Origin of the sequence: Rhizobium sp. MHM7A, assembly GCF_005862215.1 — a bacterium.
GTDB lineage: Bacteria > Pseudomonadota > Alphaproteobacteria > Rhizobiales > Rhizobiaceae > Rhizobium > Rhizobium bangladeshense.
The window spans coordinates 211,366-229,975 of sequence record NZ_VCHT01000007.1 but is presented as its reverse complement, the minus strand read 5'-3'; the positions used below and the strand labels follow the sequence as shown (position 1 = coordinate 229,975).

General features: G+C 61.4%; 10 protein-coding genes. 1 reads left to right on the top strand and 9 read right to left on the bottom strand.

The features are described 5' to 3' along the window. Positions 1 to 4: 4 nt before the first annotated feature. The 9 genes from glgB to FFR93_RS22995 all read right to left on the bottom strand — a co-directional run bounded on the left by glgB (position 5) and on the right by FFR93_RS22995 (position 17,064). Complete coding sequence (glgB, locus tag FFR93_RS23035; RefSeq protein ID WP_138394899.1) at positions 5 to 2,212, bottom strand: 1,4-alpha-glucan branching protein GlgB; 2,208 nt, start codon at positions 2,210 to 2,212, stop codon at positions 5 to 7. After that, the gene (locus FFR93_RS23030; protein ID WP_138394898.1) at positions 2,209 to 4,671 is read right to left on the bottom strand and encodes a glycogen/starch/alpha-glucan phosphorylase; all 2,463 of its coding nucleotides are present in this window, start codon (positions 4,669 to 4,671) and stop codon (positions 2,209 to 2,211) included. The genes glgB and FFR93_RS23030 overlap by 4 nt, the downstream gene beginning before the upstream one ends. Before the next feature lie 274 nt (positions 4,672 to 4,945). Then, positions 4,946 to 6,145: a pilus assembly protein gene (locus FFR93_RS23025; protein ID WP_138394897.1), complete on the bottom strand. Its 1,200-nt coding sequence runs from the start codon at positions 6,143 to 6,145 to the stop codon at positions 4,946 to 4,948. A 114-nt stretch (positions 6,146 to 6,259) separates the two neighbouring features. Continuing rightward, positions 6,260 to 7,147, bottom strand: coding sequence for a transglutaminase family protein (locus tag FFR93_RS23020; RefSeq protein ID WP_064708706.1), 888 nt, complete (start codon positions 7,145 to 7,147; stop codon positions 6,260 to 6,262). Continuing rightward, positions 7,144 to 9,561: a circularly permuted type 2 ATP-grasp protein gene (locus FFR93_RS23015; protein WP_138394896.1), complete on the bottom strand. Its 2,418-nt coding sequence runs from the start codon at positions 9,559 to 9,561 to the stop codon at positions 7,144 to 7,146. Before FFR93_RS23015 ends, FFR93_RS23020 begins: the two co-directional genes overlap by 4 nt. 52 nt (positions 9,562 to 9,613) lie before the next feature. Then, the gene (locus tag FFR93_RS23010) at positions 9,614 to 12,937 is read right to left on the bottom strand and encodes a transglutaminase family protein (protein ID WP_138394895.1); all 3,324 of its coding nucleotides are present in this window, start codon (positions 12,935 to 12,937) and stop codon (positions 9,614 to 9,616) included. Between the two features lie 110 nt (positions 12,938 to 13,047). Continuing rightward, entirely contained in the window at positions 13,048 to 14,430 is a 1,383-nt protein-coding gene (locus tag FFR93_RS23005) for a sensor histidine kinase (RefSeq protein WP_138394894.1), read from the bottom strand. Further along, positions 14,427 to 15,104 carry a response regulator transcription factor gene (locus tag FFR93_RS23000; protein ID WP_064708710.1) on the bottom strand — a complete coding sequence of 226 codons (678 nt, stop codon included), beginning with the start codon at positions 15,102 to 15,104 and terminating at the stop codon, positions 14,427 to 14,429. Before FFR93_RS23000 ends, FFR93_RS23005 begins: the two co-directional genes overlap by 4 nt. 91 nt (positions 15,105 to 15,195) lie before the next feature. Then, positions 15,196 to 17,064 carry a tetratricopeptide repeat protein gene (locus FFR93_RS22995; RefSeq protein ID WP_138394893.1) on the bottom strand — a complete coding sequence of 623 codons (1,869 nt, stop codon included), beginning with the start codon at positions 17,062 to 17,064 and terminating at the stop codon, positions 15,196 to 15,198. A 347-nt stretch (positions 17,065 to 17,411) separates the two neighbouring features. Here FFR93_RS22995 and FFR93_RS22990 point away from each other — a divergent pair, with 347 nt between their 5' ends. Next, positions 17,412 to 18,458 carry an ABC transporter substrate-binding protein gene (locus tag FFR93_RS22990; protein ID WP_064708712.1) on the top strand — a complete coding sequence of 349 codons (1,047 nt, stop codon included), beginning with the start codon at positions 17,412 to 17,414 and terminating at the stop codon, positions 18,456 to 18,458. Positions 18,459 to 18,610: the final 152 nt, after the last annotated feature.

Sequence of the window (18,610 nt, the reverse complement as noted above, 5' to 3'; positions counted from 1 at the left end):
CAGTCTAATTTTCAGGTTCAAGCATGATTGTCGCCAAGGGCGGCAGAGTGATCGAGCAGGTGATATTGCCGCCGGCATCGACGGCCTGCACGCGCCCGCCATTGCCCTTGCCGCTGCCGCCATAGATGTCTGCGTCGGTGTTCAGAATCTCCCGCCAGCGGCCCGCGAAAGGCAGGCGTAATAAATAGTTCTCGCGGTAGACGGGAGTAAAGTTGGTGATCACGACGATGGGCTTGTGGCCCGGCGCCTTGCGTTGCCAAGCGAAGACGGAATTTTCGCTGTCGTCGGCAATCAGCCATTCGAAACCGTCGCCCTCGCAGTCACGCTCATGCAGGGCGGGCTTGCTGCGATAGGTGAAATTGAGATCGCGGACCAGGCGCCGCATGCCCTCGTGCATGCGATACTGCAGGAGGTTCCAGTCGAGCGACCTCTCTTCGCTCCATTCGCTCCACTGGGCGAATTCCTGCCCCATGAACAAGAGCTTCTTGCCGGGATAGCCCCACATGAAAGCGTAGTAAGCGCGCAGGTTGGCGAATTTCTGCCAGTCGTCGCCCGGCATCTTCGCGATCAGCGAGCCCTTTCCGTGAACGACCTCGTCATGCGACAGCGGCAGGACGAAATTTTCCGAATAGGCATAGAGGAGGCCGAAGGTGAGTTCGTTCTGGTGATGCTTTCGGTGCACCGGGTCACGTTTCATGTAGCTTAGCGTGTCATGCATGAAGCCCATGTTCCATTTGAAGCCGAAGCCGAGGCCGCCTTCATGCACGGGTTGAGAGACTTTCGGCCAGGAGGTCGATTCCTCGGCGATGGTCATGACATTGGGATGTTGGCCGTAGATGCGGATGTTGAGGTCCTGCAGAAAGCGGACAGCTTCGAGGTTCTCGTTGCCGCCATATTCGTTGGGGATCCATTCGCCGTGTTTGCGGGAATAGTCGAGATAGAGCATCGAGGCGACGGCATCGACACGCAGGCCGTCAAGATGGAACTTCTCGGCCCAGTAGAGGGCGTTGTTGACCAGATAGGAAACCACTTCGGTGCGGCCAAAATTATAGATCGCCGTGTTCCAGTCCGGATGGAAGCCCTTTCGCGGGTCTTCGTGCTCGTAAAGCGCCGTGCCGTCAAACCAGCCAAGGCCGTGTTCGTCGGTGGGGAAATGCGCCGGCACCCAGTCGAGAATGACGCCGATGCCGACCTTGTGGCAGCCGTTGACGAAACGGGCGAAACCTTCCGGCTCGCCGAAGCGAGCGGTGGGCGCGTAAAGGCCCGTCGTCTGGTAGCCCCAGGAGGGATCGTAGGGATGTTCTGTGATCGGCAGGAATTCGATATGGGTGAACCCCATGTCAACGCAATAGGGGATGAGGCTGGAGGCGAGCTCGTCCCAGGAAAGCATGCTGCCGTCCTGCCGGCGCTGCCAGGAGCCGGCATGCACCTCATAGATCGAGATCGGCTGACGGCGCTTGTCGGTCTCGCTCCAGTGCTTCAGGTGGGCCTCGTCCTCCCAGACCTGCTCGAGCTCGGCAGCGGCGATCGAAGCGGTCTTCGGTCTGAGTTCGCTGCGGCGGGCGAAGGGATCGGCCTTGAGCGGCAGCAACACGCCGTCGTGGCCGCGGATCTCGAATTTGTAGGCCACCCCGATCGGAACGTCCGGGGCGAAAATTTCCCAGATGCCGCTGTCGGCGCGGAAGCGCATGACATGGCGGCGCCCGTCCCAATTGTTGAAATCGCCGACGACGGAGACGCGCTGGGCGTTCGGCGCCCAGACCGCGAAGTGGATGCCCTGGGCGCCTTCATGCTTGATGAGATGAGCGCCCATCTTGTCGAACAGGCGCAGATGCGAACCTTCGCGGGCGAAATAATCATCCATCGGCCCGAGCACCGGCCCGAAGCTGTATGGGTCGGTGACGGCCCATTCGGCGTCGCCGCGCCGGGCGCGGTAGCGCAACGGCTGCAGTTTGGCGATCGAAACCGGGCCGGCGAAGACGCCATCGGCGTGGAACCGATTCAATTCACCGACAATGTCGCCATCGAGCGTCATGGCGGTCACTTCATCGGCACCCGGGATGAAGCACCGGGCGACAAAAGCGTCGCCGGCCTGATGCGCACCTAGGACGGCAAAGGGATTGGAATGCGAGCCAGCAAGGATAGCCGTGATTTCATCTGCCGAAATTTCCCAGGAAAGCTTTACTTCAGGGAGCGTTTTCGGCGTTTTCATCCGGCTCTCCAGATTTCGTCTGCATATTGCCTGATCGTGCGGTCGGAGGAGAACCAGCCCATCCGTGCCGTATTGTTGATCGTCTTCGTGTACCAGGCGGACTGGTTGGTCCAGATCTGATCGACGTCACGCTGGGCCTGGGCATAAGCGTCGAAATCTGCGGCGACCATGAACCAGTCATGCGAATAGATGCCATCGATCAGCGCGGCGTAGCGATTGCGGTCATCGGGCGAGAAGACGCCGGAGCCGATGGCTGAGAGAGCCTGGGAGAGTTCGCGGGACCCCTCGATGATGGCGCGCGGATTGTGACCATCGCTGCGGACTTTGGCGACCTCATCCGCCCTGAGGCCGAAGATGACGATATTATCTTCGCCGACATTGTCGCGCATTTCGACATTGGCGCCATCGAGCGTGCCGATCGTCAGCGCTCCGTTGAGGCCGAACTTCATGTTGCCGGTCCCTGAGGCTTCCATGCCGGCGGTCGAGATCTGCTCGGAAAGGTCGGCGGCCGGAACCATGACCTCGGCGAGCGAGACATTGTAGTTTGGCACGAAAACGACTTTCAGCAGCCCGCGCACCGCCGGATCATTGTTGATCGTGCGGGCGACGTCGTTGATCAGTTTGATGATCAGCTTGGCGTTGTAGTAGCTCGGCGCCGCCTTGCCGGCGAAGAGTTTCACGCGCGGCACCCAATCGAGTTCGGGATGCGAGCGGATCTGATCGTAGAGGGCAACCGCTTCGATGATATTCAGAAGCTGGCGTTTGTATTCGTGGATGCGTTTGATCTGGATGTCGAACATCGCCGACGGATCGAGCTTCACCCCCATGCGGCTGGCAACGAGATTGGAAAGGGCCACCTTGTTGGCGCGCTTCACCGCGGCGAACTTCTGCTGAAAGCTCGGATCGGAAGCATGCGCCTCAAGCGGGCGCAGCTTTTCCGCATCATCGAGGAATTCGTCGCCGATCGCCTCGCGGATCAGCCCGGTGAGGCCGGGATTGCACTGCTGCAGCCAGCGGCGCGGCGTGATGCCGTTGGTCTTGTTGTTGATGCGGTCGGGATAAAGCTTATGCAGGTCGGCAAAGACCGTGACCTTCATCAGCTCGGTGTGCAGCGCCGAGACGCCGTTGATCGAATGCGAGCCAATGAAGGCGAGATTACCCATGCGCACGCGGCGGTCGCCGCTTTCCTCGATCAGCGAGATCGAACGGATTTCACTGTCGGAGAAGTTCTTGCCCTTGCGGGCTTCGAGCAGAATCTTGGCGTTGATCGCGTAGACGATCTGCATGTGGCGCGGCAGTAGGCGCTCGAAGAGCGGAACGGGCCAGCTTTCCAGCGCTTCGGGCAGAAGCGTGTGGTTGGTATAGGAGAAGGTGCGGCGGGTGATGTCCCAGGCCTGTTCGAAGTCGAGTCCATGCACGTCGGAGAGCAGACGCACGAGTTCGGCGACGGAGACGGCCGGATGGGTGTCGTTCAGCTGGATCGCCACCTTGTCGGGCAGCGAGGTAAAATCGTCATATTGCTGCAGATGGCGGCGCAGGATGTCCTGCAGCGAGGCCGAGGAGAAGAAGAATTCCTGGCGCAGCCGCAATTCCTGACCGGCGGGGGTTGCGTCGGCGGGATAGAGTACGCGCGTCAGGCTTTCGGCCTTGTTGCTTTCGCGCAGCGCTCCGATGTGGTCGCCGGCGTTGAAGGCATCGAGCAGGATCGGATCGATCGGCTGCGCCGACCAGAGGCGCAGCGTGTTGACGCGTTTTCCCCGCCAGCCGACGACCGGCGTATCGAAAGCGGCGGCGATGACGCGTTCGGCCGGTTTCCAGACGTAACGTGGTTGATCGTCATGAGTGGTGATGAATTCGACAGAGCCGCCGAAGCCGATTTCGTAGGCGCTCTCGCGACGTTCGAACTCCCAGGGATTACCATGGGCGAGCCAGTTCTCGGGCAGTTCCACCTGCCAGCCGTCGGCCAGCTGCTGGCGGAAAAGGCCGTGGACATAACGAATGCCGTAGCCATAGGCCGGAACGTCGACCGTCGCCATGCTCTCCATAAAACAGGCGGCGAGACGGCCGAGGCCGCCGTTGCCAAGGGCGGCATCCGGCTCCAGGCCGGCGATGACGTTGACGTCGACGCCGAGCGAGGCGAGAGCATCGCGCACTTGTTCCATCAGCCCGAGGTTGGAGACGGCATCGCGCATGAGGCGGCCGATCAGGAACTCGAGAGAAAGATAATAGACGCGCTTGGCTCCGGTCGCATAGACCTCACGCGTAGAGGCCATCCACTTGTCGATGATGCGGTCGCGCACCACCAGGATCGTCGCCGTCAGCCAGTCATGCGGCTTTGCCACTTTGGCGTCCTTGCCGATGCGGTAGGTCAGACGTTCGATGATTTCTTCAGCGAGAATTTCCGGCCTTGAGCTGCGGGGAGCGGGAGAGGGGATAACCGGCTTGGAAACGGTGTTCATGGTCAGATCTCGCCAATTTTAATTTTGTTTCAGGACGTTATGCCTGATTTAATCGATTTGTCGCCTGAGCTTGCGACAGTTTATGCATCGTTAGGAAGCACTTGCAACAAAGGATTTGGGCAAACGAAAATTTTGCGAAAAGCTCATATTCGCACGGCTGGGGAGGGTTGATTTCAATCGCCTTTCCCGATCTGATAGCGGGCAGCAGGAACGAAAAGCCGCGCCGGTTTGTTCCGGCGCGGCTTTTCGTTGTGTTGAAATTCGGGCTGAGCAATCAGTTGGTCAGCAGCGTAACGGCCTTCGTCGCCTCTTTTGCGATGCTGGTAAAGGACGCCACCAGCTTCTCCATCGTTTCGGCTTCATAATAGTTTCCGCCCGGCGAAGCGCAGTACTGGAGCAACTGCTTGCCCTTGTCCGGAGCCATAAAGGCAACGGTGAAAATCTTGATGCCGGCTACTTTGGTTGCGTCGCATTGTTTGCGAACGTTCTGGTCAAATGAATATTGCCATACGCCTGTGTTGCCGGTCATTTCGCCATCGGTCATCAGGATGATGTACCGAGATACAATATTGTTGCCTTTGGCCGCATGTGCTTGAGTTTCAACGTCCGAGCCGTCCGAGGCTTTGGCAATCGAAAGAGTTGCCTGCCTCATTGGTTCGGTGGCATCTGTGCCACCGCTTGCTGTAATCCCGCTCACATAAGTTGCAGTCGTCTCCGTACCCCAAGCCATGCCGCTCATGCTTTTGATCTGGGTCTTTTGCCAATCCTTATAGATGAGCCCGTTGTTGTAAGAATACGCACCTGTGCGTACGAGGCTGTGATCAGGATCGGCGGTGTCCAATGCAGCAAAGAGCGCATTGGCTGCCGCTTTGAGCGCGTCGATCTTCTTAACGTAGGTCTTACAATTTTTGCCGGAATAGGTGGCGCAGGTAGTGGTGTTTTCGCCCATCGAACCGGACTGGTCGAGGACCAATTCCATCGAGAGAGCGGTCTTGGTATCGCTCGTGCCGCTCGAAGTCGAAGTCGATGCGCCAATATTCAGCGTCTTATAGCCGAGAACGTTCATGAATGGCGTGGTGGCGATCCCGTAAGAGGTAGCAACGGTAACCTTATAACTTTTGCTTGTTGCCGTCGTGCTGACGTCGATGTCGACGCTCGTTCCAGCCTTGATGCTGTTTATGGCGTCGGTGCCGACATAATTAGCCATCTGACCGCTTACGAAATTTTTGGCGATAGTCTGGGCGTCAGCAGTGGTCGAAGCCGTTCCATTGGCAAGCGCGGTGGCGGCAGCAAGAGCACCGGCATCGGTTGCTTCCTGCAGCTCGCGCTGGGACAGCATGGCATTGGAGTAATCGATTGCCATGCCGGCGGCGCCGAGAAGAACCGGCGCCATGATCGCCGTCATAATTCCAAAATTACCGCCTCGATCGCTGAACATGCGACGCAGGCAGGGACGCATAAAGGAGGTGCGCATCATGTTCACCCAACTGGAAACCCTGTGAGGTGATTTACGCACGCGGCTTCTTTACGCCATCCTTACGGCGTCAATAGAATTTTAACGAATCGGCGGATTTTTCCAGTTTTGGGATTATTTCAGCGGGACTACGTCGACCGCTTGCGCGGCGCGCTGGCCGCCGTAACTTTTCAACACGCCGATCACGGGAACGACGTCGGAATAGTCGCGGCCGTAGGCGACGACGATGTGGTCCATGCCGGCAGGGATGTTGTTGGTCGGGTCGAGCTCGATCCAGCCGATCGTCTCGCCGCACCAGATCCGCACCCACGCATGCATCGCGTCCGCCCCTTCCAGCCTTTCCTTGCCGGGGGGCGGAATGGTGCGCAGGAAACCGGAGACGTAGCCGGCCGGAATGCCGAGGCTTCTGAGCGCGAGAATCATGATGTGGGTGAAATCCTGACAGACGCCGCGCTTCAGCCTGAACGCCTCAAGCGAGGTCGTGTCCACCGTCGTCGCGTCGGGATCGTAGGTGAAATCCTTGTTGATGCGGGCGCAGAGCGCGTGCGCGATCTGCATAACGGTCAGCTGTGGCGTAACGCAGCTTCGTGCATAGTCGCCAATCTCGCGCGCTTGCGTCAGACGCGGGCTGTTGCCGAGGAAGTGGTGCGGCGAATCCGGCGTCAGCGACCAGACGCCTGAGATTTCCTCCGGCAGGTCGGCAAGCAGCGGCGAGAAATCCGCGGAGATCAGCTGGCTTTCGACCTGCACACGAGCTTGCATGCGGATGTCGAGCGCCTCGTGCGGCGCCCGCAGCATGAAGGAGGTGGCGGGATGTTGAAAGAAATCAACGAAATGCGACTGCTCGTCCGGCGTCGGCGAGATTGTGATCGAGCCGGCGACCAGGCGTTGCCGGTTGGTCAGCGACAGCGGCATCAGTCGCATGATATGCCGAGCGCCGGAGGCCGGCACGTCGTAGCTGTAACCCATGCGGAGCGAAAGATCGTAAAGCACCGCCGTCACCCGAGATAGGTCTGGGCGAGCAGATCGGAAAGCTGCTCCAATTCGCGCTCGAGCCGCTGGTAGACCTCGACCCCCATGCCCTCCGGCGTCATCACCGCCAGACCGGAATGAAGCCGCATCGCCTCGCGATAGAAGGGCGACATCTGGCCGTTAATCAGCGCATTCGGCAATTGCTCGACCTCATGATGGATCTCGTTGACCTGGAAGAGGACCGAGCGCGGATTGAGGGGATCGAGCGCCAGCAAGTCGGTGACGGTCAACCGCGCCGTGTTGACGTTGTAGCGGCGGCGATGGGTCATGACGCTGTCGCCGATCTCCAGCAGCATGTCGAGGGCGCCGTCGGGCGCTTCCGGGCCAGACATGTGGCCGAGCAGGCGCGTCATGTGCAGGCCGCGCTCGATATAACGGCCGAGCGAGAGGAAACGCCAGCCGGTAAAGCGGTACATGTTTTCGTGCACGAGACCGGCAAAGCCCGCGAGCTTGCGCAGGAGGATCGTCATCGCATGGCTGGCATCGTCGCCGGCGGCGACGGTGATGCGGAAGCGGCGGGCTGTCTTGGCAAGATCGTTGAGCGCCAGCCATCCGTCGGGCGAGAAGCGGTCGCGGATGTTGCTTGCCGAATAGACGGCGCTGTCGATGTTGCGCAGGAGCGTTTCGGGCACGGCCTCAGCCGTATCGATATCGACGGCTGCGAGATAGGCCGAGACGTCGGCGAGCAGCGGCTGGCTTGGATCGGCGGCTTCGGCAAAACGGGAATGCCAGGCGCGCAGGATGCGCAGCGCTCCTTCGGCACGTTCGATATAGCGGCCGAGCCAGAACAGGTTGTCGGCCGCCCGGCTCGGGAGACTACCCGGCATGTTGCGGGTGAAGCTGCCCTCCGCCGGCAGCAGCGTGTGGCGCTCGACCGGCTTATCGCTGACGATCCAGACATCGGCCGCCGCTCCGCCGGACTGCATGGCGATGGCCGCGACGTCGGCGCCGGAACCGATGCGGGCAAAGCCGCCGGGCATGATTTGCCAGCCATTTGCCGTCCGGGCGGCGAAAACGCGCAGCGACATCGGCCGCGGCACGAGCTTGCCATCCACCCAGGCCGGCGTCGTGGACAGCGTGACGACCTCCTGGCCGACGAGTTTCGGGCCGTCCGAATTCAGCCAGTCGGCGATGGAATCCTTGGCCGTCGTCCGCAGCGACGAGCCGAGGACCGATTCGCCATTGTCATCAAAGAAGGGGGCGCGGGAATAGGCCGGGCCGATCACCATTTTCTCTATGTGCTTGGCAACATGCTCGCGCTCTTCCTTCTGCCCGCACCACCATGTGGCGATCGAAGGCAGTTTCAGATCCTGCCCCAGCAGATGGCGGCAGATGGTCGGCATGAAGGCCAGGAGCGCCCGGGTTTCGAGAATCCCGGTTCCGAGCGCGTTGACAATGGTGACGCTCTCGGCGCGCAGCGCTTCCACCAAGCCGGGCGTGCCGATATGCGAATTCTGGTTCAGCTCCAGCGGGTCGGCAAAGGCCGAATCGAGGCGGCGCCAGAGCACGCCGATCGGCTTCAGGCCGGCGACGGTACGCACCATGACACGGCCCTTGACGACGGCGAGATCTTCGCCCTCGAGCAGCATTAAGCCTAGATAGCGGGCGATGTAGGCGTGTTCGTAATAGGTCTCGTTGGCGGGGCCCGGCGTCAGGACGGCAATGCGGTCGTCGCCCGAATGTTTCATGCCCTGCAGCGCATCGCGGAAGGCGCCGAAGAAGGAGGCGAGGCGGTGGACCGGAGTTTCAGCGTAAATATCCGAGAAGGCCCGGGTCGTCGCGACGCGGTTCTCCAGGGCAAAGCCGGCGCCCGAGGGAGCCTGGGTGCGGTCTGCCAGCACCCACCAATTGCCGTCAGGCCCGCGGCCGATCTCGAAGGCGCAGAAGTGCAGATAGTAGCCGGATGCCGGCCGGATGCCGGCCAGCGGGCGCTGAAATTCAGGATTGGCGGCGATCAGCGCCGGCGGCAAGAATCCTTCCTCCACCAGCTTGTTCTCGCCGTAGATATCGGCAACGATCGCCTCCAGGAGGTCAGCGCGCTGGACGAGGCCGGCCGACAGCGCCTGCCACTCGCGCTCGTCGATCAGCACCGGAATATGCGAGATCGGCCAAGCGCGTTCGCCGGTTCCCTTGCTGCCATAGGCGCGGTAGAAGACGCCAGCATCTCTGAGGTAGCGGTCGGCACGGGCGAAACGCTCCGCAAGATCTTTTTCCGGCATTGCGCCGAGATGCGAAAGGAAACGCTGCCAGACGGGGCGGACCACGCCTTTATTGTCCACCATTTCGTCTGCTGTGCCGGGAAGCGGCGCATAGGCGAAGGCCGCATCCTTGCCGATGCTGCTCTCAACCTCTTCCCTGCGCTCCACTGCCGGTCTCTTACCCATCAAAACCCAAGCCTTACCCCCTGGCCTCATCCCTCGGCCTCTACCCCAGGCCTCAAATGCCGGCGGGCCGCCTCAGATCCAGCGTCAGCGGGAATTCCGGCGAACCCGTCTCGGCGCGCGGGATATAGCCGCCCGCCGTATGCCCCCACGGCTCGAACCGGGCGAGCCGCCGTGCTTCCGCCTCGTTGCCGTTGACCGGGAAGGTGTCATAGGTCCGGCCGCCCGGATGGGCAACATGATAGATGCAGCCGCCGATCGAACGCTTCGACCATGTATCATAAATGTCAAAAGTCAAAGGTGTGTTGATCGGCAGGACGGGATGGAGGCCGGAGGCCGGCTGCCATGCCTTGTAGCGGACGCCGGCGACCGATACGCCCGAAGTCCCGGTCGGCGTCAGCGGCAGGACGCGGCCGTTGCAGGTGACGGTGTAGCGGGCGGTATTGCTGGTTTCGAACCGCACCTGCAGGCGCTCGACGGAGGAATCGACATAGCGCACCGTGCCGCCGATCGCGCCTTGCTCGCCCATGACATGCCAGGGTTCCAGCGCCTGGCGCAGTTCCAGCTTCGATCCTTCATATTCGACCTCGCCGCAGAAGGGGAAGCGGAATTCGAGCTGGGCCTTGAACCATTCCGGACTGAGATCGAAGCCATTTTCGCGCAGGTCCGTCAATACGTCGAGGAAGTCGGCCCAGACATAATGCGGCAGCATGAAGCGGTCGTGCAGGGAGGTTCCCCATCGCACGAACTTGCCGTCAGCCGGATTCATCCAGAAGCGGGCGATCAGAGCACGCACCAGCAGTTGCTGGGCAAGCGACATGCGGGCATTCGGCGGCATCTCGAAGCCACGGAATTCCACCAGGCCGAGGCGACCTGTCGGGCCGTCGGGCGAGAAGAGCTTGTCGATGCAGATCTCGGCGCGATGCGTATTGCCGGTCACGTCGATCAGCAGATTGCGGAACAGGCGATCGACGAGCCAGGGGAGGGGCTGCAGGCCGCGGCCGGGGGCCGGGATCTGCGCCAGTGCGATTTCCAGTTCGTAGAGGCTGTCGTGACGGGCTTCGTCGATGCGCGGCGCCTGGCTGGTCGGGCCGATGAAGAGGCCCGAAAAGAGGTAGGATAGCGACGGATGGCGTTGCCAGTGCAGCACGAGGCTCTTCAGCAGATCCGGACGGCGCAGGAAAGGGCTGTTATTCGGATTGCTGCCGCCGACGACGACATGGTTACCGCCGCCGGTGCCGGTGTGGCGGCCGTCGATCATGAACTTGTCGGCGCCGAGACGGCTCTGGCGGGCTTCCTCGTAAATAGCTGTGGTGATGTCGACCGTCTCTTTCCATGTCGAGGACGGATGGATGTTGACCTCGATGACGCCGGGATCCGGAGCGACGCGAATGACGTTGATGCGCTCGTCCTGCGGCGGCGGATATCCCTCGATGTGAACGGCGAGGCCCAAGGCGGCCGCCGCTCGTTCGGTCGAGGCGATGAGATCGAGATAATCTTCGAGCGTTTCTGTTGGCGGCATGAAAACGCAGAGCCGGCCGTCACGCGGCTCAATGGAAAGAGCGGTGCGAACATGGCCACCGATTTCGCCGATCGACTGAGGTGCGCTCGGCTGCTGACCGGTGAAGGGCTGGAAGTGTGCTGCCTGAAGCGGGCGCCCGTCATCCTGCCCGAAATCCGGCAGCTCGGGCCGCTCCACGAAAGGATCGAGCGGATTGATGTAGGGATATTGCGAGGGCGGGATATAGGCGAGCGAGCCGAGTGGCAGCCGGTAGCCGACCGGACTGTCGCCCGGTACGAGGAAGATGCGGCCGCGCCGAGTCGACCATTTCTCGCTCGTCCAGGCGCGGCCGCTGGCACGCGCATTCCACGCCTGGACAGGCAGCACATAGCCCGTCGGGCGCGTCAATCCACGATCGAATACGCGGGCGATGCGGCTGCGCGCCTCGGCATCTTCGAGCTTGGAATTCGACGGATCGACATTTTCCGGCAGGCTCGCTTCCTTGACGAGCCATTCGGCAGGGTCTTCGAAGGCTGGCACGACGTGATCGGGCGGCAGGTCGAGCTCGCCGGCGATTGCTGTCAAAAGGCGGCCGGCATCATCCTCCGTTACCTGGTAATCGCGCCCCTCGGTGGCGACGAGATCGTCGTTGGACCAGATCGGCAAGCCGTCCTTGCGCCAATAGAGGGAGAAGGTCCAGCGCGGCAGGCTCTCGCCCGGATACCATTTGCCCTGACCGTAATGCAGGAAGCCTTTCGGAGCAAAACGGCTGCGAAGCCGGCGGATGAGCGTGTCGGCTTTTTCGCGCTTGGTCGGGCCGACGGCTTCGGTGTTCCATTCGGCCGACTGGAAATCGTCAATCGAGACGAAGGTCGGCTCGCCGCCCATGGTCAGCCGAACGTCTTCCGCCTCAAAGACACGGTCGACCCTCTCGCCGAGTTCGTTGAGCTCGTTCCAGCTTTCATCGGAGAAGGGTTTGGTGATGCGCGGATGTTCGGCGACGCGGGACACCTTCATGTCGAAGGCGAATTCGGTCTCCGCTTCGCCGAAATAACCGCCGGAGATCGGAGCGGCGTTGCGGTAATGCGGCGTGGCAGCCAGCGGGATGTGGCTTTCTCCGGTCAGCAATCCCGATGTGGGGTCGAGGCCGACCCAGCCGGCGCCGGGCAGATAGACCTCGGCCCAGGCATGCAGGTCGGTGAAATCGACTTCGGTGCCGGAGGGGCCGTCAAGCGCCTTCAGATCCGGCGTCAGCTGGATTAGGTAGCCCGAGACGAAACGGGCGGCAAGGCCGAGATGGCGAAGGATCTGGACGAGCAGCCAGCTGGTGTCGCGGCAGGAGCCGGTGGCGCTTTCGAGCGTCTCTTCCGGCGTCTGCACGCCGGCCTCCATGCGGATGACATAGCCGATCTGCCGCTGCAGGCGCGCATTCAGGCTGACGACCATATCGATCGTCGGCTGGCCGGGCGACCAGTCGAGCGTCGGCAGCAAGGCCTTCAGGCGCGGGCCAGCCGGTTCCGGCGTCATGTAGATCGACAGATCTTCGCGCATCGCTTCCGGATAATCGAAGGGCCATTTGGTCGCCTCCTCTTCGACGAAAAAGTCGAAGGGGTTGTAGACCGTCATATCGGCAACGAGGTCGACCTCGATCTTGAACTCCGTCACCGGATCCGGGAAGACGTAGCGCGCGAGATAATTGCCGTAGGGATCCTGCTGCAGATTGACGAAGTGGTTGGACGGCGTGACCTTCAGCGAGTGGCTGAGCACCCGCGTCTTCGAATGCGGGGCCGGTTTCAACCGGATGATCTGTGGGCCGAGGCGGACCGGTTTGTCATAGGTATAATGCGTCAGGTGATAGATGCTGGCTTTGATCGACATATTTCTCTTTTTATCCTGCGCGCATCGTCGTGCGGCTTGCTGTTCCCGAAGCCAGTGTGTGCAATGCAGCGAAAGAATGCAAGGGCGGAGGGCCGAGGAACCGGCGGCTTTTACGCCGCCTTGGCGAAGGTGACCGCCGCCTTCAGACCCTTGCCGCCTTCGCCCGGCTCCAGCGTCAGGGCGGCGTTGAAAAGATTGGCGATTTCTTCGACGATCGGCAGGCCGAGGCCGGCGCCGGGCGCACCGGAATCATTGCCGCGCGAAAAGCGCCGGCGGACCGCCTCCAGCTTCTCGCGCGGAATGCCGGGACCATTGTCCTCGACTTCGAGACGAACCGTGTCGGCGGCTGCGATGATGCGGACGGTGACCTCCGCCCCCTTGCCGGCATAGGCTATGGCATTGCCGGCGAGGTTGCGCAGCATCTCGCCGATCAGCAGCGGCTCGGCGCGGATCATAGCCGGGCTTTCGCCCTCGAAGCCGAGATCGATGCCGGCGACGGCTGCTGCCGGGATCTGCTCGCCGGTAATATCCTGGGCGATTGCCGCAAGGTCAATGGCGGAGGCGGTCAGCGCCTCCTTGGCCGTGGCGGCGTCGATCTTCGCCATCAGAAGAAGCTGGGCAAGGATGCGCTCGGCATGCGCCACGGCCTGGTCTCCCTTCAGCGCCGCCGCCTGGGCTTCATCAAGTGTGCCGGCGCGGGCCGACAGGGCAAGCTGGGTGCGGATGATCGCCAGCGGCGTGCGCAGCTGATGGCTGGCATTGCCGGTGAAATTGCGCAACGCATCGAGGGCCGACTGCAGGCGGACCATGAAAGAGTTCACGGTATCGACCAGCGGCTCGACCTCGCTCGGCACGGTTTGTTCGATCGGATGCAGATCGTCAGGACTGCGTTCACCGATGGCGTCGCCGAGCTTGTAGAGCGGGCGGAGCGCCACCGTGACCGATATCCAGACGATGACCGCCGCGCCCAAGATCATGAGGGCGAGACGCAGCGCCGAGCGCACGAGGATCGCCTGCGTCAATTGCCGGCGGGCGATGGTTGTTTCGGCGACGGTCACGACGAAGGGCACGGAGCGGATGCCCGTGGAGGCCGAGCGCTCGAGGGTGGCGATGCGGATCGGCTCGCCGCGAAAACTGTCGTCGGCAAAGGCTGCCACATCGCCGGGCGTCTTGTTGAGGACCGGCAGGGATTGATAGCCGGTGATGAATTGACCCGGAGGGCCGTCGACGCGGTAGAAGACGCGGTCCTGCGCCGCCGAGGTCAACATTTCGAGGGCGACATAAGGAATATCGACCTGCAATGTGCCGTCTTCGGCGACGACAACGCGCTCGGCAATTGCGAGAGCAGAGCCGGCGAGCACGCGGTCGGAGACGATATTCGAGGTCTGGACAGCCTCGCGATAAGTATCGGCGAGCGCCATCGTGCCGATGACGGCGGTAGAGATGAGCAGCCAGAAGAGCAGCCGGCGCCTGAGGGAGTAGGCGGCTTTCATGAGACCTCGGGCAGCTTGTCGAGATAGTAGCCGATGCCGCGGGCGGTCTTGACCGTCAGGCCGTACGGCGAGAGGCGCTTTCTCAACCGGCTGACATATTGCTCGATTGCGTTTGCGGAAATGTCGTCGTCGAAGGCTGTCAGCGACTGGATGATCGCCTCCTTGGCCACGACCTTGCCGGCCCGCATGAACAGGATTTCGAGTAAGCCAAGTTCGCGGGCGGGAATATCAAGAGGAGTGTCGCCTGATGAAAAGGTGCGGGAATTGAGGTCGAAAGAAATGCCGCCGAAGCCGACGGTCGCCGAACGCAGCCCGGCCTGGCGGCGCAGCAGCACGCGCACGCGCGCCTCGAATTCGGCAATGTCGAACGGTTTGATCAGATAATCGTCGGCGCCGAGATCGAGACCCTTCACCCGTTCTTCCGGTGTGCCGCGCGCCGTCAGGATCAGGACGGCCGCCTGGTTCTGCCGGGCGCGCATAGCGCGCAGCACATCCAGCCCGTCCATTTCGGGCAGGTTGAGGTCGAGGATCACGAGATCGAAATTCTCCGCCGCGATGACCGCATTGGCGGATGCGCCGTCATGGACGACGTCGACGGCATGGCCGGTGCCGCGCAGGATCGCCGACAGACCGTCGGCCAGCGCTATATTGTCTTCTGTGAGCAAAATGCGCACGGATGTTCCCTCTGTTTTCTAAGGAGATTACAGAGGTGGCGCAGCGATGTCATAGCGATTTTCAAATTCGGTGAATAGCTGGGAAGAGATTTCAGCTCCCGGTCCTCTCGATCCGTTCACGTTCCGTCATCGCGATGGCCAACAGTTTCCGGAAGCGGGGATCGTCGCGGATGTTGTCGAGATCGGAATCATTGTTGAACCATTTGATGTGATAGACGGAGCTGTGCGGCAGAAGCTTCTCCAGCAGGTCGATCGCTCGGTCGGCGTCGCCGAGGACGGAATAGACGCAGGCAAGATTATACTGGGCGACAATGTCGTCGGGATCGATGGCGATCGCGCGGGCGGCCCAGTCGCGCGCCCGTGTCGCATCGCCCAGATGGGCAAGCGCCAGCGCGCCGCGATGGGCCGGGCCGGAGTTCTCCGGATTGAGATTGAGCGCGCGTTCGGCGCGCAGCAGGCCGAGGCGCGCCCAGTTTTCCGTATCCACCGGACGGCCTAGCGAACGGTAGGCGGACATCAGATGGATCGGCGAGACGTAGTCGTCATGGCGGATTTCGGCAGCACGGGTGAAATATTGGACGGATTCGGCAAAGTTTCCGTGCATGAAGAAGAACCGGGCATAATGGAAATTCGCCTCGAACAGATTCGGGTCGAGCGTGAGGGCGCGTTCGAAAGCGGCCGCCGCCCGATCGTCGTAGCCGCTCTGATGCAGGGCCAAGCCATGCGAGGCATGGGCCTCGGGAAGATCGGGATCAAGCTGAAGGGCGCGGGCGCTCATGTCGAGGATGCGCCTCAGCGGCACATCGTCGGGCGCCCAGTCACGGATCGCCGCGTCGCAATCGGCAATGCCGGCATAGGCGCGGGCATAATCGGGGTCGAGCTCCACAGCCTTGCAGAACATGCGCCTCGCGAGATGCAGGTAGGATTTCGTCCAGGTGTGGGAGAGCTGACGGCCTCTGAGATAGTAGGTGTAGGCCTCGACATTGGCGGTCGGTTCGCTGGCAATCGCCTTCTTTTCCTCCGGCAGCAGGCGCACCTTCAGCTGACTGACGATCGCCTGGGTGATCTCGTCCTGAATGGCAAAGATGTCGGTGAGATCACGGTCGTAACGCTCGGCCCAAAGATGGTCGCCATTGGCGGTGTCGATCAACTGACCGGAGATGCGCACGCGCTTGTCGAAGATGCGCACACTTCCTTCGAGCACATAACGCACGCCGAGTTCCTGGGCGAGCCGCTTCAACTTCACCGATATGCCCTTATAGGTAAAGATGGTGTTGCGCGGCACAACATGCAGGCTCGAGATCTTCGAGAGATCGGTGATGATGTCTTCGGTGATGCCGTCGGAGAAATAATCCTGATCGGCATCGCCGCTCATGTTTGTGAAGGGCAGTACGGCGATGAAGCAGGTGTTGCGGTTCTCAGCGGCCAGCTTGGCGGAGGAGGGCGGCGCCAAGGTGACGGTGTAGACCTGAACGGGCTGCCTGATATTCTTCAGCGTGTGCTCGCCGATGAATTCGAAGCCGAGATTGAGGCGCGAGCCGACCTGGTCGCGCACCGAGGCCGACACGGCGATGCCGCCCGGTGCTGCGATGCGCTCAAGCCTTGCTGCAAGATTGACGCCGTCGCCGAATATGTCGCCATTTTCGACGACGACATCGCCGAGATTGATGCCAATGCGGAATTCAACGCGCTCATCCTTCGGCACGTTCTCGTTGCGGGCCGACATGCTGCGCTGTATTTCTGCGGCGCAGGCGACGGCATTCACCACGCTCTGGAATTCGGCAAGGATGCCATCGCCGGTGAGTTTGACGATTCGGCCCTTGTATTCCGAAATACGAACGTCGACCAGCTCGCAGCGATGGCGGTTCAGCGCCTGCAAGGTGCCCGACTCATCAATGCCCATCAGTCGGCTGTAGCCGACGACATCCGCAGCGAGAATAGCGCTCAGTCGTCGTTCCATGACCCCTCCCATGGATCTCCAGAGTGATCTAGTTTTTTATAGAGTTTTTGTCGCGCAGAGTCGTCCCCCGAACAAGAAAATTCGGGCGGGATTCGACGTTTTGACGCGGCAGCGCACCCTATATCGTCGCCAAACTTCATCAATACTCTAAACGAGCGAAGGATGATGTGAAAGCCATAATCATTTATGATTAAAGTCGTCGCCAGGCCCGCAGCTACGCTGTTGTTGCTCCAAACCAATACTTGCTATTCGCCGGACAATTCCGCGCGCGGCCGCTGTTCATCTCCTGCGCCCTTGCTCCTCCCCCCATGCTCGGGCATTGTTGCGGTATGAGGAGAATTTTCATCTTGCTGCTGGCGTTCTGGCCGGGTGGCGTCCTGGCCGATCAGACCTTCTATCCGGCGAAGTCGGGGAACACAGCCGCACCGGTGCTGACGGTCTATTCTTCGCTCGACGAACCCTTGGCACAGCCGATGATAGGCGGTTTCCAGGAAGCCAATCCTGATGTCGCGGTCAGATATGAGGATATGCTGACTGGGGAGATCTACGACCGGATCGTCAGGGAAACGGATGCTGGTGGCAAAACGGCCGATTTTGCCTTTTCATCGGCGATGGACCTGCAGGTGAAGCTTTCCAATGACGGCTATGCGCAAGTCAGCAATCTGCCGATGAGCGCCGCCTGGCCGAAATGGGCGAACTGGCGCAATACCGCCTACGCGCTCACCTTCGAGCCGGCTGTCTTTGTCTATCACAAGCCAAGCTTTGCGCATGAGCCGGTGCCGAGTTCGCGGGCGGAATTCGTCGATTATCTGAAACGCAAGGGCAACGCAGTCTACGGCCGGATCAGCACTTACGATATCGAGCGCTCCGGTGTCGGCTTTCTCTTCATGGCGCGCGACCAGGAGCAGTTCGGCGACATCTGGTCGGTTATCGGGGCGATGGGCGCGGCCGGCGTCAAGCTATACTCGACGAGCTCAGCGATTCTCGAACGCGTTGCCGACGGGCGTTTCGTGCTCGGCTATAATATTCTCGGTTCCTACGCCGCTGACTGGGCTTCGCGGCACCCCGACGTCGGCATCGTGCTGCCGAAGGACTATACGGTGGTGATGTCGCGCATCGGCCTGGTGCCGCAGGCTGCAGCCGAGCCGGAACTCGGGCGCCGCTACCTTGCCTTTTTCATGTCGAAGGAGGGCCAGACGATCATGGCGCGCGAGCTGCAGATTCCGGCCGTCAGCCCGGAGGTGGCGGGGGAGAATACCGCCAATACGCTGCAGGAGCTGCTCGGCGCCCAACTTCGGCCGGTGCCGGTCAGTCCCGGACTGATGGTCTATCTCGACCAGGTAAAGCGTGCGCGGCTGATTGCGCACTGGAACGAGGTTCTGCGGGCTCAGTGAGAAGGCCAGCTTTCGGCCGTTCATGACCTCAATAACTGTTACATCTCGGCGGGCTGTCGGCCCAATTACGGCAAAAAAGTGTCCTTCCCTTCTGGATATCTCGCCGATGTCAGCTAGATGACAGGTTGTTGTGGTGGCTTTGGCTACTTCTT